This window comes from Mucilaginibacter jinjuensis (assembly GCF_028596025.1).
Lineage (GTDB): Bacteria > Bacteroidota > Bacteroidia > Sphingobacteriales > Sphingobacteriaceae > Mucilaginibacter > Mucilaginibacter jinjuensis.
This window is the reverse complement of sequence record NZ_CP117167.1, coordinates 5,264,406-5,281,264: the sequence shown is the minus strand read 5'-3', so window position 1 is coordinate 5,281,264 and position 16,859 is coordinate 5,264,406. Positions and strand designations below refer to the sequence as shown.

At 38.3% G+C, this 16,859-nt stretch carries 12 protein-coding genes; 4 read left to right on the top strand and 8 right to left on the bottom strand.

The features are described from left to right. Window positions 1-166 precede the first annotated feature (166 nt). Together PQO05_RS22765 and PQO05_RS22760 are read right to left on the bottom strand one after the other, a co-directional pair. Window positions 167-1,000, bottom strand: coding sequence for an HNH endonuclease (locus PQO05_RS22765; protein ID WP_273629755.1), 834 nt, complete (start codon window positions 998-1,000; stop codon window positions 167-169). Then, window positions 987-3,080: an AAA family ATPase gene (locus PQO05_RS22760; RefSeq protein ID WP_273629754.1), complete on the bottom strand. Its 2,094-nt coding sequence runs from the start codon at window positions 3,078-3,080 to the stop codon at window positions 987-989. The genes PQO05_RS22765 and PQO05_RS22760 overlap by 14 nt, the downstream gene beginning before the upstream one ends. Between PQO05_RS22760 and PQO05_RS22755 the strand changes: the two genes are divergently transcribed. Beyond that, the gene (locus tag PQO05_RS22755; protein WP_273629753.1) at window positions 3,055-3,591 is read left to right on the top strand and encodes a hypothetical protein; all 537 of its coding nucleotides are present in this window, start codon (window positions 3,055-3,057) and stop codon (window positions 3,589-3,591) included. The genes PQO05_RS22760 and PQO05_RS22755 overlap by 26 nt on opposite strands. Window positions 3,592-3,630: 39 nt before the next feature. After that, complete coding sequence (locus tag PQO05_RS22750) at window positions 3,631-4,215, top strand: sce7726 family protein (protein ID WP_273629751.1); 585 nt, start codon at window positions 3,631-3,633, stop codon at window positions 4,213-4,215. On the opposite strand, the gene PQO05_RS22745 is transcribed toward PQO05_RS22750, so the two are convergent. The 3 genes from PQO05_RS22745 to PQO05_RS22735 are packed head-to-tail and all read right to left on the bottom strand — an operon-like array spanning window position 4,169 to window position 6,991. Beyond that, a complete protein-coding gene (locus PQO05_RS22745) occupies window positions 4,169-5,254 on the bottom strand; it encodes a beta family protein (RefSeq protein ID WP_273629750.1) in 1,086 nt (361 codons plus the stop codon). The two genes, PQO05_RS22750 and PQO05_RS22745, sit on opposite strands and share 47 nt — an antisense overlap. A gap of 4 nt (window positions 5,255-5,258) precedes the next feature. Continuing rightward, a complete protein-coding gene (locus PQO05_RS22740; RefSeq protein ID WP_273629749.1) occupies window positions 5,259-6,530 on the bottom strand; it encodes an XRE family transcriptional regulator in 1,272 nt (423 codons plus the stop codon). An 11-nt stretch (window positions 6,531-6,541) separates the two neighbouring features. After that, window positions 6,542-6,991, bottom strand: coding sequence for a DUF6932 family protein (locus tag PQO05_RS22735; protein ID WP_273629748.1), 450 nt, complete (start codon window positions 6,989-6,991; stop codon window positions 6,542-6,544). Between the two features lie 884 nt (window positions 6,992-7,875). Here PQO05_RS22735 and PQO05_RS22730 point away from each other — a divergent pair. Then, entirely contained in the window at window positions 7,876-11,757 is a 3,882-nt protein-coding gene (locus PQO05_RS22730; protein ID WP_273629747.1) for a type IIG restriction enzyme/methyltransferase, read from the top strand. A gap of 364 nt (window positions 11,758-12,121) precedes the next feature. Next, a complete protein-coding gene (locus PQO05_RS22725; RefSeq protein ID WP_273629746.1) occupies window positions 12,122-12,718 on the top strand; it encodes a master DNA invertase Mpi family serine-type recombinase in 597 nt (198 codons plus the stop codon). Window positions 12,719-12,956: 238 nt separating this feature from the next. Here PQO05_RS22725 and PQO05_RS22720 read toward each other — a convergent pair whose 3' ends face one another. Genes PQO05_RS22720 through PQO05_RS22710 form a run of 3 tightly spaced genes read right to left on the bottom strand, consistent with a single transcriptional unit; the run spans window position 12,957 to window position 16,859 of the window. After that, on the bottom strand, window positions 12,957-13,877 hold the full coding sequence (locus tag PQO05_RS22720; protein WP_273629745.1) for a hypothetical protein: 921 nt from the start codon (window positions 13,875-13,877) through the stop codon (window positions 12,957-12,959). Window positions 13,878-13,879: 2 nt separating this feature from the next. Continuing rightward, complete coding sequence (locus tag PQO05_RS22715) at window positions 13,880-15,673, bottom strand: ORC-CDC6 family AAA ATPase (protein ID WP_273629744.1); 1,794 nt, start codon at window positions 15,671-15,673, stop codon at window positions 13,880-13,882. Beyond that, complete coding sequence (locus PQO05_RS22710; RefSeq protein ID WP_273629743.1) at window positions 15,660-16,859, bottom strand: metallophosphoesterase family protein; 1,200 nt, start codon at window positions 16,857-16,859, stop codon at window positions 15,660-15,662. The genes PQO05_RS22715 and PQO05_RS22710 overlap by 14 nt, the downstream gene beginning before the upstream one ends.

The window sequence follows — 16,859 nt, the reverse complement described above, 5'->3', positions numbered from 1 at the left end:
GGCCATATCAACCTGTCAACCGTGTAATTCTGACTTGCTGAATGACCAGGAACGGCTACTTCAACAATTATTTACGAGTCCTATTGTTAGTAAGGGCCGGTTCTACTGGGTAAGATACAGAAGATTATCAGATGGCTGGGACTCATCAGGAAAATCGTGTTAAAGCTTACAAATGTCGAACGACTGGCAGCGAACTGGCAATAGCCGGATAGACCAGGCTTTCCCAATAGTTCGGGCCGTATTGTCTTACCGAGCTCCGATACCGGATCGTTAAGTCCTCTATAATACTGGCATTAGTCCGTCCGGCAGCCATAAAGTCTTTGATACTTTGAATTTCTGCTGTCAGCCGGTTGTTTGATTTCTTGGCATATTTCACCAAAAGTTCAAGGGCCACGAAATGACGGTTGATCAATGCAAATTGGTCATTGGTAATCTGCGCAGGTTGCGATAGTCTGAATTGCAAGCTCGGTACCCCCGCATTTATCATCAGGTCGGCAAAAAGAAACCTATGTTGCAGGAAACGATCATCGTAAAAATTAATAAACGTTTTAACGCTATTGGTGCGCCAGCCCTTGTTTTTCTCATTATTACACCGAAGGCAGCACGGCACCAAGTTCTTGGTTAGGATCGAATATTCAGGAAATTCAGTCTGACCGACATAGTGATCAAGTGAATACGGAGTGTCAATCATACAATATGGGCATAGTTCTACGATAGCTGCTGGTTGATTGTCATAGTAGTCACTTTTAAATTGCTTAAAGCTTAGGGTGGGGCTACCATAGCATTTTTGCAGGACATCTCTTACTTCCGGCAGATCTGCGACGAACAATGAAGCCGGTTGTAAGCACAGTGCCGCAAAGTTGTTCAGGTAAGTTTGGTAGGCATTGGTCACACGGGGAACCAATGGATTCAATGCGCGCTGTGATGCCTGTTGCTTTTCTCCGACTACTGTAATAAAAAACTGATATTCGTCGATGGCGGCGTAATTACAATTGATCATTGCCTTGGTTGATTATCGTTTGCAAATAAACCCTGGCGTTGAGGCTGAGTTGGTCGTTAAATATCCGGTGGATCTGGTCCAAAGTAAAGCGCTTAGAAAGTTCTTCTAGCAACGTCTTATACAGCGCGCTATCCTGATCGACGTGAAAAATATCGTTATTGATATTGGTCAAATTTTCTCCCAGCACTTCTATGAGGGGGCCACGAATCAGTGGGATATCGTCCTGTCGTTCGATGATGCGAATAAAACGGGACGGGATTTCCTGTACTATTACCGGGGAGTGGGTGGCCAGTACGCATACAGAACTAAAGTTGCGCAATAAATAACGTAATGCTGATATTTGTTTGCTGACGATATTGGGGTGCAAATGTGTTTCCGGCTCGTCGAAGATCACGATAGAATTCTCCTCGATCACTGCTACCAAGCGCGTTATAAAATGAAAAATGATGTGCTGCCCCGAACTTAGAGCACTGTTCAACTGTTGTTCGAATTGTTGTTTGGTTCGTAATGTTTCCAATTGGGTGATATCGATGCGCATGAAATCTACGTCCAGGTAATTCCGGATGCAGTTGAGCCAGATCGCTTTCCGGGTACGGCTTTTTAATAATTGGTTATATGCCTGCCATAATACCTGTGAAGTTTCGTCTACATTTACTAGGCCCTTTTTATCCTTGAAACTTATAAGTTCATAACTAATCAATTCAGCGCTTGGCGTATCGAAGTTGTCAAACAAGCTAAAGCTTACGGCGATGACCTTCGTAAACAATGGGCGTTCGGGAATAAATTTACCTTGTTCGCTACTGTTGCAAAGCTTCTTTGCCAACTGCGTGAGTACCTGTGTCTTTCCTGTGCCATTTTTTCCGACCAAGCAAAAAAAACTGTTGGGTATCTCCGAATCATTATTAAACGAAAAATCAATTTTGTGGGGAAGAGCAGCCCCTGGTACCGTATAATGAAAGGTAAATTGAAATGATGGCTCAGGGTTTGCGAGGCCACTTTGCAACAGATCACCGGTCTCGTAGAGCACACGTTGGGCTTCGCTCGTGCGAATCAAGGACTCGCGAAATGCCGGCTCGTGCTCGAAAGGGGCGCGGATTTCAGGAAAAAATACGCAATCTTGCAAGGCCCTGCCGATCTCCATATATTCTGAGGGAAAGAACTCCTTGAGATCTTTATAAAAGGCCAATGTTTGACCCAAGGAGCAATATTGCGGTCCAAGCTCGGTAAAATGCTTATCGAGCCTAGTAATATTAGTACCTAATTGCATGATCTTAATCTCACCAAAGCCCTGTCGGTTCTCTCGGTCAGTGTAAAAGAAGAGATCAAAACAGGTCTTAAATTCATAATCCTTCCATTTATTGGGGATCAGTACGAGACAGGGATATCGCCACCCGTCGTCATATTTTTCATTGGATTCTTTAACGTAAAAGTTGACCTGGTTGTAAGTTAATCCGCGGTTTTCCCAAATATCGAGTACTCGGTGTACTACATCTTGCTTGCTAACTTGCCTAATCCCTTGCCGTAACTTATATAGAAACATTTGGGATTCAGTCAGGTCATACCATTCCACTTCACCAAACAACAACCAGCTTTCGAAAGGAACGAGCCTGTTTTCCAATGCATCCTGAAGTTCCGGCCGCTCCGTAATCGGCCTGAGTTTCGTTTTAACCTTGCCCAATGCGACGACGGTAAATCCCTCTGTGATCAAGACGATATCACCTTCGCCGTAGGGGAACTTATCTACGGTGATTACAATACTATACTCATGAATTAGATCAAAAAAACTTGGTGAACCTGAGTCCCAGTTACAACCTAATTTCCAGAGTTTGATCTTTCGCTCTACCGGGAAACCGAGATTACTAAGGATACGATTCACCTGCTCCCCGCCATACAATGTGCCCGGCTCTTCACCAGTTGCTATGCGGTAGGCATACCGAATGATTTCCTTTGGAGGATATCGTTTCTGATTGATAACTACTTCATAGCCGGTCGAGGGATGCAATACAAGACTACTAAGCTGGATATCAGCAACGGCATCGTATACGTTTTGCTCCGTGATTGAAGATAATTGGATAGCCATGACAAGGTTTTGGGTTAAAAATAGGACTTTAATTTCGATGTGTCAAATAGCTTCACCCGCTGCTAATTGGTTAAGAAAAGATCTCGTTTTAGACAAATTTCGCACTGAGTTATCTGCAGCTTTAGGAAAAATGACAGAATTAAACTTATCGCTTCAGATTAAACGTAAGAGAATTCATTTGAGCCCAAATTTGGCAGTAGTACCTTCAATATCGGCTACTGAAATGTTTCATTTATGCATGCTTTATAATAACGAAGCGACATTCCCGTATAGCGCCAATGGGAACTTTTCAAGAAACTTTGACATTAGGTCTCACTTTGCAGTGAGCATTCTACAGCGTACAAAAGATGCAGGTTGGTTCGGGAATAACGGACACGCCGGTTCTACCACGGGTGCCATTGCAGAAATAGGACACGGGATGCGAATACTTCCTGAATTAAAACGAAAACGATTGGAAGATTTAAAAAAGAATGTTTTGTTAGTTCCTGTAACAGAATTTGTGATTTTATAATGGATTGATGGTGTAAAACTCTATTTTTGAAACCCAGCTATGCGCGACCACATCATTAGAGCAATATTTCATCAAACTGTATTGTCCAAGGAACATCTGGACGATAATACGATTGTTATAGATGAATTGGGCTTGCAAAACGGTCTTGTCAGAGCTGACATCGCCGTGTTAAATGGCTGTATGGTGGGTTACGAGATAAAGACTCAAAATGATAACCTGAATCGGCTACCTGCACAAGTAGCAGCATATAGTGCCATTTTCGATAAAGCTTATATTATCGTAGCTGCTAAACATTTAACTAAAGCACTAACTATTTTGCCGGAATGGTGGGGGGTATATGTCATTACCGGGGATGAAAATGCCGGTTATGCGTTTGAAGATTACAGGATTGCAAGCAGGAATGATCAACGAGATATTATTTCAATTGCCAGATTACTTTGGAAAGATGAGGTTAACGAAATTCTTATCTGTCATAGCGGAAAATCTATTCCCAAAGGCAGGAATAAGCAACAACTTTACGAGCTAGTTGCTGAAAGATATACATCGGAACAGTTTGGCCCCATTGCACTTGCTTATATTAAGCAACGGAGCGGCTGGCGAAAAGGTCATTCACTACTTTCGTAATATGGTGATTATTGCCGACCCAGTTCCAGGTGGTTGCAGTGCCAGTGTTTTTTTGATCGGTACAACAGCGTTTTAATTGCCAGTCACCAGCGGAAAATTGTTCACCCAAATAATAATCGGCGTTTACGATTTCAGAGGCTTGATCGATATATTGTCGAAATCCTTTATTTTTCAATGATTTACCTTTAAGGAATATATAATTTTCTGTAGTAGTGTAGATCATCTTGGCGGCTGTGGTCATTCTGATGGGATCGAAATCAAAATGACCAGGCGCAACGATACTGTAGTCACCATAATTGATTTCTCTGTAAAAGGATTTTCCGTGCATTTCCTCGGCAATTTGTCCATATAATACCCATTCATGTCTGGGAAAGTAATTGATTTCTTTTTTGACCAGCTTAGGATCAGGGTATGCGCTGCTGCAGACGGAGACAGAGGCCCAGTTCTGAAAGTAGGGGAAGACTTCCATTCTGGAGACAATGGCATCGCTTAACGCATCCAAGTCTTCAAAATTTTCCGGTGCTGCCAGATCGATAACTAAATGAATATCTGATATGGACGCCGATTGGCCTGCAATAGCCTTGTCCAAATTAGATTTTAACTGGGGAGAGGATAGGTCTGTTAGCGTAATGCGAATTCCGGCTCCAGTGATACTGTATTTTTTCTGAATCTTGGCAATTCCCTCTAATAATAACTCAGGACTATTTATCCGAAAGACGGGCAACGGCGTCAATCCCTTTTCAAAGAGACGCTTATAGAAATATTCGATCGTGCTGTTACCATCAGCCTGTAGGTGCGCAATTTGTGTCATATCGATAAACGCACGACTGCGTGGCCAGTGTTCAATAAGTTTTTTGGCGGTTTTGTTCAGATGTTCTTCTATCGTCAGTGGCGTTTTTTTCTCCTGGTGGTCATAGGCGACCTTCGTCAGTTCGATCAAAGGACAAACATGAGGGGTGACATGAATACTTAGCTTCCCTAAAGCCTGGAACTCGCCGTATTTTGCTTTGAGTATCGGTACATAAAATTGATTATTCATATGCTTAATGATAATAGTCGTTTTCAAATGCCTTTCTGACTTCCCCGCTGCCTACCAAATTCGTTAACAAGTGATATTTGCCCGTTTCCCGTCTTATCCGCCCAGCCACCAACGCAGGACTGATTCCTAGTTCAGCTGCCTGATTCTGCACAGTCTCCTCAGATGGGCTAAACCTAACAAGTGATTTTCGCCATACATCGTTCGGTATCAATAGATTTAAAGCAAACTTGTCGGCTTCTTCTTCGATTCCTTTAGCATCAGTATCCAGATCGTCAAAAATTACCGGTGCGTGCTGAGACAGGTGTAAGCGCACGTGTGCCAATTCGTGAAACAAGACGAACCAGAAATTATCCAGGCGATCATAACGCAGCGTTAATGCCACAACAGGCGATTGGTTGGCGACAAGCAACGCGGCGCCATCCAGCTTGGTGCCGGGGAGCTGTTCTTCAATGATCAGCCGAATACCAACCTCGTTAACGTAGTCTGTCACTCGTTGAAGCCCATCAACAAAGCTGCTTAATTTAACCAGGCCTGAAAACCAGTCTTCTGTCATAGACTCCTGGTTAAATGGCGGTATATCATTTTGATGTACCGCTTTGATCAACACCCTGGCGTACCAGGCTTTTAGCGCGAAAGAATCAATTTCTTTATTAGTGCGGAGTGTTTGCCGGTTTAAATTCAATTGCAGGCTGTCCAGATTAGCCTGGTCAAAAAGCCAATGAAGTAACGTCGCTGAATTTTTTAGTGCTGCATTTAGGTCTCCTGTAAAATCCGTAAACCATTTTCGCTTAAACATTTCTTTGAATGGATACTTGCTGACGTCTAATGACTCTTTATTGTTCGTCGCAGCCAATTGTACATCTCCATGTAATACTATCCCAAGTTGAGATGCTATTTTCTCTAATGTTTTTAAACTGGCCGTTTCATAACGTTCTGATTCATAGCGCTGGATCTGCTGCATTTTTAAGCCTAATTTTTCTGCCAGTTCAGCTTGGGTTAAGCCATTGACAATACGTGCTTTGATTAACGCCAATGGCAATTCTGTCAAACTATTTATTGGAGTGACCAGCACTTCACCGGATTTCAAGCTTTCGTATTCAGTGACCATTTCGTTTAGCTGCCTAAGCTGTGAAATGATTGCATTACGGCTCGCTTCAAAAATTTTCGGATGTACATTTGAAGCCCCTTCTGTATTTTTCAAAAGCTCGTCTAACGACTGCTGAAATTGCTCGATCTGAGATTTTACAATTTTATATTGCCTGTCATTTGTAATCATAGCCTTAACTTTTAATATGTATGTAATAACCGAATGATGCCTTTTCGTGCCCCGGTATCTTTTTCGGTTTGGAAAAACTCAACGAATGGTTTACCAGAGAACCCCTCTGTCATAATAGTGGGAAAAAATTCACCACCATATTTTTCTTTTTGCGCGGCCCTCATATCATCGAAGTCCAGGAAGATGGTATCCAAAATGTCCGGGCTGACAAATGCCGGATCCCAACAAAGCTCATAATCATTGGGAAGCGGTTTGGCTGTAATAAAACTGCCGTCCAAAAAACATTGCCGGCAACCGGCATCGAACAAATTTTGCAATGCTTCCTCCAAGCCCCGAAAAAGAAACTGCCGCCGCTCATTGTAAGCGAAGCGTAGTTGCACTTGGCCGATACTCGTTGTATGAATACCGGCAGGCAATACTGCCCAAGGAGCATCTTTAATATTTATAAAATCTGGTATCATAGACACAATAAAATTGTTGTGTTGTTCAAAGGTGAGTATTTATTTTAAAATAATGAAGCATATTTAAAAATATTTTTATTTATTAAGCTGAATTTGTGTGTTTTATCAAAAGAGTTGATTTGAACCCGCCTCATTACCACTAATCAATACCTACACGGCATTACGATACCTTTGCTGATATGCCCAATAAAATGATAGGGGCCATCATGGTCCTTGTTTAAAGTGAAAATCCAAATCCGCAAGATGTTGAAGATGTAACCGTAATGCTAATTGATACAGAAAGGCAAGAACCATTAAGAACAGTTGTTGACCCGATCATAGACAAATATATCGATGCGGCAAATCAAGCTGTTGCTGAACAATTCGCAAAAGGGCTGACCATATTTGGCATATGAGAATTGAGTTAATTCCGACCTGATCTAAAAGGGAAGTAGTAGCCTAGGTTAAAGAATTTTTCTGCTATTGCCTTTTTTGAACATTCAAAAATCCAGCTTCGGTGCCGCCACGCTTTAACTGCAGATTTGATTAGATTTGAAAATCAGCCTATTAAGAAATTAACTAAAGTAGGGACGAACTTTTGTTAAATTATGTTTTGGTATTAATAAATTGATTTATAGTATGTTATAATATATTTTTACACCCGAAAGTGAAAGATTTTCAACCCGTTTTGTGGAAGATTTGGAGCGTTTAAGCCGAATTGATAAACTTTGAGTGATTTTGAAAATCTATTGCTTTGGTATTTTAAATCAAGGTGCGTAAAGCCTTGCAAAGCATGTTTTGCTATAATTGGTATAACGTTCCTGCCTTTTTCTCCTGGACTTTAATTTCTTGAAGTATATAATTAATATCTTTATTTATTCATCAACCATCGCATTAGCCTAATAATGATAAATCTGATAATACAATCACCTAAAAAGGCTGTTAAGGCTTTCGTTAAACAAAAGCCATTAAGAAGTGAAGTAGATCTTTTTAAATTGAATTTAGCCGCTTTGCTTGATAAAATCAGTGTAATCGAGAACCGGCCAAAGGATGAGACTGAGGAACATTTGAAGAATGACATTCGTGATTTCCTACGCGACACCTATTACCGAGATCATTATGCAATTAATACCAAAGACAAAAAGGACTTGGTTATCCATACTGGTAAGTCTACCGTTAGCGATGTTGGTGTTATTATCGAGGCTAAGCGACCGAACAACGGTCACGAAATGATTACGTCAACGAGTCTCAATAAAAAGGCTATGTATGAATTAATCCTATATTATCTTGATGAGCGAAACCGAGCAGGAAACAACCAGCTTAAAAAACTGGTAATAACAAATATCTATGAGTGGTATATTATTGATGCTAACTATTTCGATAAACACATTTACCGAAATATAGCTATTAAACGTTTATATGATACCTATATTAATGACCGTAAGGATAACCCCTTCTTTTATGAGGAAATTCGCAAAATATTGGCAAATATGGAAATTGATATTCCCTGTGTTCATTTTGATATTAGGTCGTATGCTAAAATAATAAAGGAAAACAAAAAGGAGGATGATAAGCAATTGAATGCTCTGCTTAGAGTTTTGTCACCACAATATCTATTAAAAATTGCTGCCCCAAATGATGGTAACACGCTAAATGAAAAGTTCTATAAAGAACTTTTGCACATCATTGGTCTTGAAGAAGCTAAGGAGAATAACAAGGCTGTTATAAGAAGAAAAAAGCAAGATCGACATGCTGCTTCGTTAATAGAAGCAACAATTGATGCCCTAAAGACAGAAGACGTTTTGCACCATGTTACCGACATTTCCAGTTATGGTTCAGATTCGGAACAGCGAACCTTCGCCATCGCCTTAGAGTTATGTATCACTTGGATCAATCGTATTTTATTTTTGAAACTACTTGAAGGGCAACTTAAAACATATCATGACGGTGATGAAGCCTATAACTTCCTCAACAGCCAGATGATACCCAATTTTAAGGAACTATACAAGTTGTTTCATAAAGTATTAGCGGTACCTGTGGACGAGCGAACGGACAACGTGAAAACCAAATATTCATTAGTTCCATATTTAAATAGTTCTCTTTTTGATATAAACGAACTTGAAGATCAAACTATCAGAGTACAGGCGCTTGAGCAAGCCGAGCAAATTTTACTTTATTCTCAGACCATATTAAAAGACACAAAAAAAAATAAAGGAACACTACCTACCCTGGATTACATTTTTCAATTTTTGGATGCTTATGATTTTGCGAGTGAGGGGAATGATGAAGTACAAGAAGAGAATAAAACAATTATCAGTGCTTCGGTATTAGGGACGGTATTTGAAAAGATAAATGGTTATAAAGACGGCTCTATATTTACGCCCGCTTTTATTACCATGTATATGTGTAAACGCATAATTCGGGAAGCTGTGGTCTCTAAATTTAATGATGCGTTAGCAAGTTCTGGGGAAAAGCTTTTTGACAATTTTAAAGACCTTCGAAATTATACCCGACGCCTATTCAAAGTAGGTGAAGTTTTAGAAGCTAACCAAATCATTAATTCAATTAAGATTTGTGATCCAGCGGTTGGGTCTGGCCACTTTTTGGTTTCTGCTCTGAACGAAATCATCCATATCAAAGCAGAGCTAGGCATATTGGCTGATCATGAAGGTAATAGTATTAGTAATTATGAGTTTGATGTGATTAATGACGAACTTATTATCACGGATCCTAAAGGTAATCTGCTTGGCTATAAACTTAAGGACTGTAAGCCAGCTTCAAAAGACATCCAACATTTGCAAAAAACACTTTTTCATGAAAAACAGTTAATAATCGAAAATTGTCTTTTTGGTGTAGATATCAATCCGAACTCGGTTAAAATCTGTCGTTTGCGTTTATGGATCGAATTATTGAAAAACGCATACTATAGAGAAGAATCAATGTATACGGAACTGGAAACTCTCCCAAACATTGACATTAATATTAAATCAGGTAATAGCTTGTTAAGCCGCTTCAAACTCGATTCCGACCTAACTAAGGCGTTAAAAAGTGTCAAATATGACATCAAAACATATCGAAACTATGTTCATCAGTATAAAAATGCAAAGAACCGGGAGGTAAAGCGCGATCTACAGGCTATTATCAATAGTATCAAGTCGGATTTTAAAACTGAGATACACAAAAGCAGTAAAGACTATACGAACTGGTATAACGCTAAAAGCGAATTGGGAAAAATGACTGCTCAGCTCGGAATTTTTGAACTAACTACCAAGGAAAATAAAAAATACAATGACAGCATTAATGTACTAACAACAAAGGTTAAGAAATTTGGCCAGGTAGTAGAAGATATAAAGAATAACGCGGTTTATAAAAACGCCTTTGAGTGGCGGTTCGAATTTCCAGAAGTGTTGCACAATAGTGGTGAATTTGAAGGCTTTGATTTAATTATCGGCAACCCTCCCTACATACAATTGCAAAAATTGAATGAGACCGTAAAAAAAGGACTTGAGCAACAAGATTTCAAAACATTTTCTAAAACAGGTGACATCTATCAATTATTTTATGAGCATGGCTTAAACCTACTTAAACCCAATGGCCATTTGGCATTCATAACGAGCAATAAATGGATGCGAACTGATTATGGTGAAGGCACTAGGGATTATCTTGCCACTAATAGTCAACCATTACTTGTAGTTGACTTCGGCATGAAGCAAATTTTTGATTCTGCTACGACTTATACCAATATGCTGTTCCTTCAGAATACGGGCGCTCCTTCTACCATAAAAATGTGCAGGGTTAACGACTCTTTTGATATGAATACTATACTGGAGGATTACATAGAGTATTTCTCAGTTGATGTCGAAAACCCAGGCAAAAAAAGTTGGGTCTGTTATCAAAAAGATGAATATGAATTGATAAAAAAGATAGTTGCACAAGGGAAACCATTGAAAGATTGGGACGTAAAGATCAATCGCGGGATACTCACCGGCTGTAACGAAGCTTTTATAATACGTACTAATATAAAAGAGGCAATTATTGCCAAAGACCCAACAAGCGCTCATCTAATTAAACCTCTTCTAAGGGGAGAGGATATTAAAGCATATATTCCTGAATGGAATGATCTATGGTTAATTGGAACATTCCCGGCACTCAATATCGATATAGATCAATATCCAGGTGTAAAAGAGCACCTAATGCAGTTCAAAGAGCGCATTGAGCCTAAGCCCAAAAATTATGACGAAAGATTAGGCAAATGGAAAGGACGTAAATCTGGCTCGTATAAGTGGTTCGAAACTCAGGATAGTATCGCGTATTATGAGGACTTTTTAAAGCCTAAGATCATTTATCCTAACATGACGAAATACTTGCCTTTTGTATATGATAAACACCAGTTTTTTACCAACCAAAAATGTTTTGTTATAACGGGTAACCAGCTTAGTTACTTAACTGCCTTTTTAAGCTCCTCCCTATTTCGTTTTGCCTTTAAAGAATATTTCCCAGAGCTTCTGGGAGACACCCGTGAATTGAGCAAGGTTTTCTTTGAGACCGTCGCCGTGAAGAACATAGATAATGAGACTGATTTCTTATTCGAAAATTACTTGTTGGAATTGGTTAATGCAAAGGCGTCAGGTTTGAAAACTCTATCAATTCAGCATAAAATAGACAGAAAATTAGCAGATATCTATACACTTACAGATTCCGAAATTAAACTTGTCGATTTTTCCGAAAAGACTGATACAGAGAACGAATCTTCAATAATTGAAATTTCAGAAGTCGTTAAATCATAATGCTCAAATATTAACTTGTTTATTTCTTGCTCATCATTAAGTGTGGAGAGACGTTCCGCTTTTTTTCGCTCTATTGCTACAACTTTTAAATCAAATATTTCTGTGTTGACATAGGGCTTGATGGTGATAGTTTCGAAGAAAACTTTTCGTATTTCTCTTGCATCGCCCAACAATTCAGGGAAATATTCCTTGAATGTAAATTTGAAAAGTTTAGAGTTTAAAAAGGCCGTCAAATAGCCTGGAGTCGCACTACTAAGTATAAATGATTTATCGTTGGTAAAAAACTGGTGTTTATTATCAACAAATACTTATTGCTCTACGGTCGATAAAAAACTGGTGTTTTGTTTATACATTAAAGCCAAAAATGATATACGCATATCTTAGAGTAAGCACGGATAAACAGACAGTAGAAAACCAACGATTTGAAATCCTAAAGTTTGCCCAGCAAAGAAATCTTGATATTTCTAGATGGGTGGAAGAAACAATTAGCTCCAGAAAGGAACTTTCTGTAAGATCCTTTGGGAAATTATTGAATAAGCTTAATAATGATGATATACTAATTGTCTCAGAAATATCACGTATGGGGCGTAACTTGATGCAAATCATGAGTATTCTAAATCAATGTATGGAAAAGCAAGTGAGGGTATTTGCCATAAAGGAAGGCTATGAGTTAGGCGACAACATCAACTCCAAAGTACTAGCATTTGCATTTGGTCTTTCAGCGGAAATTGAACGTTCATTGATTTCTCAAAGAATTAAGGAGGCCTTGGCTAGAAAAAAATCGGAAGGTATAATTCTGGGACGTCCCAGGGGTAGCAAAAAAAGCAATCCAATTTTGGCAATCCATACAAATTTCATTAAAGAACAGATTGCTTCAGGAGTGAAGCAAGTAGAAATTGCCAGAAAGTTAAAGGTGCATAGACATACGGTCAAAAAATGGATAGAGCTACAAAATGTTTAAATGGTCGGTGTAACGAAAGTTTGTACCTTGTTATTCAGATAAACATAAGTCTTCATTGTGATTAATAATTTGTGCTTGGGAGAAAAGATTTTCAATCCGTTTTGTGGAGGATTTAGAGTGTTTAAACTGATTGACAAACTTTGAGTGATTTTGAAAATCTTTCGCTTTGTTATTTTGATAAATGTAAACCAGTTTTTTTAACTGGTTTACATCCTTGAAAGTCGGGAAGCTAGGAATATCAGTTTACTTCTTCAGTTGCTTGGAAAACAACTTCGTGAATTAAAAACAAGTCGTCAGAAATAGGTTCGCGTTTGTATCTATTAATATCACTGCCTGAGCCTACGCGCCAAATGTCAATATCCGGAAAGCGAACTGATAATAGCATTGCGATAAATGTAAATGGTTTAGGGCCGAGTGGCGCAATAATAACGCTGTAGTCATCCTTCAGTAGATAGTAAAGAGATGTTAGTTGTCTTTCAAGGAATAATAAATCATTGAAAGGAAACGTCACTACGTTTGAATAGTAATCTAAAACATCTTTATTGTTGTCTTCAATAGTCGCAACAAAGAGGGGGTCAAATGTGGGCTTGGTGTAAAATAAATAACATACCTTAGGATCTAGGTGGTCAATAATTCCCTCTGCTTTCTTTTGCTCGTAACCCAAGCAAACGATTAACGCTTTAGGTTTGTTAGTAGGAACAACATACTTGCCAGGAAGTGGGGCTATGTCAGTATTATACTTCGGTTTATGAGGTTTTGAAAATTTTGAAGGTGTATAAATAAAATATGCAACCAGTAGTTTCAAACTAGTATCCCGTTTACTTAAATATAAAATGATCGAATAATACCAGGACTTCGTCATACAAGAATAATCAACTAAGATATTCACCTCATCGCCTGTTGCCTTTGATAGTTCCTTATCGAGTAAATTGTAAATTTCTGTATGGTTCTTTATTGCAATAAGATTAATACCTTGAGAAACTGCTTTAGACGGAGACTTGTAACATAAGCCAACAGCTTTGGTGATGTTATTCTTTTGTGCGATATTATTATAAACTGAGTATACCCTTTTCTCGTGATTACATGCGAATAGAAATAAATGGATTGTTTTTGATTCGATCTCATTTAACTCTATCTGTCTACCGTATTTTAGTTCCATAGTTAAAATAATGAGGTTTGACCACTTTCGGTGAGTTGCAGCCCTCTAAGGCATTCACTCATTTTTAATGCTGTATATTTTCTAACAGGCAGATCATATAGAGGAAAAAACAAATAGGCGAGCTTCAATCTTTTGCCACGTATTACAAAATCAAAGGTTTCTGCATTGTTTTCAACCAATATTAACGCTCCTTGTGATATTCCTTTCTCTAATAACTTTACAACTTCGTCAGAAATGTCATGCTCATTTTCATCTACAATAAATGTCCCTTTGGGATCAAGATTAAATGTTGGACCTAAAACTTGCTGTTTAAAGTAGCTCCCTAACCTATCTATAATATCAGTTAACGGCACCTTCAATGAAGGCCCGGTTGGAATATTTGCTATGACATTTTTAAAGCGTTTAGAAGTATTAATAATTTCATCATATTGAACTTTTTCTGGTACCGGATAGTTGGGTGATTTTGTTATAATTGCAGTAATTAGGGCTATTAACCACCTGGGATTACCGTCACAAATTTTAGTAAGGATTTCAATCCCGTAATATAATTCACCTGTTTTACGCCCTCTATATCCTGTCTTGTATTTGCCATTAATTCGTTTGTTTTCAGACAAATAGTAATTTCTAAAACTTACGACAGGTTTTATTTTTCTAAACAATACGTCTTTTTGACTGTCCGTTGGTTCTGCCGTTTTTATATCAACGTCTTTCTTCTCAAGAAATTGAGCAAAAGATTCATCCTTTTTAAGTAATGCAAGCATCTCGTTGTAGAACTTGCTTCCATGTTCATAACTATCTGAACTTTTATTATAAATTTCGTTAGAACCGAAGAATGCTTTAGAATCAATGTTGCCGATGTTTTTTTCTAGACAGGCATCAATAATCTTTCTGGAAAATTCATCCGTATCACCAGTTCCCCACATTTTGATTATTGTAACATCATTTCCAGATGTTGGACTGTACTCGCTTTTTAAAGATTTTTCAAGTTCTAATGGTAAAATAGGGCTTGCACTTAATTTATATAAGATATATTGAGTACGACTACGAAGTGACTTAAATAATTTTTCTTGAAGCCATAGTGGTGCAAACTCTAATTCGTCGAAGCACAATGCCCATTTTCTTTGTCCACTAATTGAATAAATGCGTTCAAAAATCGGAATGACATACTCTAACGATGTTTCAAAGGATAAATTGAAAAAATCTGGAGTTTTTATGGCTTCGCCTTCCTTGTGGTTAAATATTATATCCTGTATAAACTGATTTACCATATCCACCCTTTCATTTAGGGCTTCCTTTACATATTCTAATTTAGGCGCTGTAGAGTCTAATTTCCATGCTTTTATCAAGTAACGACATAATTCAATCTCTTTGGCTTCATCGTCCGTGTGTAGGTGAAACTCCAAAATGTTGCAAAACGTGTCGCATAGCGAATTAAAAACATTACTGGTTACAGAAAATAGAGATATCCTATCTGAAAGATTTCCAAATGCACTAAGTTCCGAGCTATATGTTTGATTTTTTACATCCCAATAAATATCGGTAGAAACATAAATTGCAAAGAATGGCAGATTTTGGCGAATATCAGTTGCATTTTCATGTTGCCAGTTATTTAAAGCGGGCAAAGTAAGCATCTTCATCAAAGTGGTTTTACCGCAACCTCGTGCTCCTAAAATTATGGCATGATCATTAGTAATTAACTTTTGAAATGCACCTGAATAAATAAAGCTTCTAGCGACCTCTGCTGGATTTAGATGCCTGGCATTATATGAGTTGTAATAATTATCAAGCTCCTTCATAGTAGAAATGTTTAGGTTTGATGCCAATTTTGCCTGTAGTCAATATGTTTTCTTTGCTAAGAAGTTCCTCTAACTCATCCAATTTATCCGGGGTTAGGAATTTGATCTGCGGAATTTGTGCGATGATTACCTCCCATTTAACCATTACTGTGTTTTCCGTAACAAGCTTTTTTAGTTCTTCGACAATAGATGTTAAACTTTCTTTGTAACCGAATCCAGAATATGGATAAAATCCATCGTCCCGGCCTTTGGCCCAACCAATAAGCTTTTTAAAAGTATATGTTTCAATTGTGCCATTTGCCGGGTGGTTGTCAGTTTTAACAATTTCTATGACATGAAAATAATTAAACTTATTGATCCAAAGAGTTTGATTTGTAGCAGAAAAACTCCCGGATGAAAGAACCGGCATAGCAAAGCCATTTTCGCTAGGGATATATCTAAGCCACGGATCGTGTTTGTGTCCGTGCACTACAAGATCAAAACGATGTTTACCTAAAACGTTCATAAATGAATCTCCGTTTTCAATAACATCTTCTTCACCCAATTTAAGGCGGGAGTGTTGAATTGGGTGGTGATGGACTAAGACAATTTTAATTTTTGTATCAACTGAATTCTCGGACAAATATTTATCGATCTGTTCAATCTGACTAAGATCCATTTTTCCTTTTACAGCAGGGTTCTCAACTGGATTATCTTTATTATAGTGAGTGTGGAAGTGTGTGCTATTTACCACTAGAATCAGGTATTCTGATTCATCTATAAAAGTAAATCCAGTGTCCCAAAAAGATTTAAGCTTGTCTTTGTGGAGTGGGAAGCTTTGACTTACCTTTTTAGGGATTTCAAAACTATAATTTGAATAGGTATGCCTTGAATCTATATCATGATTGCCAATGGTGGCTATAACGTCGTCGGCTTTTAACGCCCTTGCAATTTCATTAACATAAGACCATCCTGAGAATAAACCTTGCCGGTTAGATTGGTGTGTAAAATCACCTGGGCTTAGGACTAAATCGACTTTTATTTTTTCTTTCTCGATGATTTCAAGCAGATTTTCTACAGGATGCTCGGTCGTAGGGAGCCTTAGGCCATCACTAAACAAGAGCGTATTGTTTTTGTTAAAATCCTTTTCCAATGGGTGACAGTGCAAGTCACTGATTACAGCAATTTTAAGCGTGTTGACTGCCAT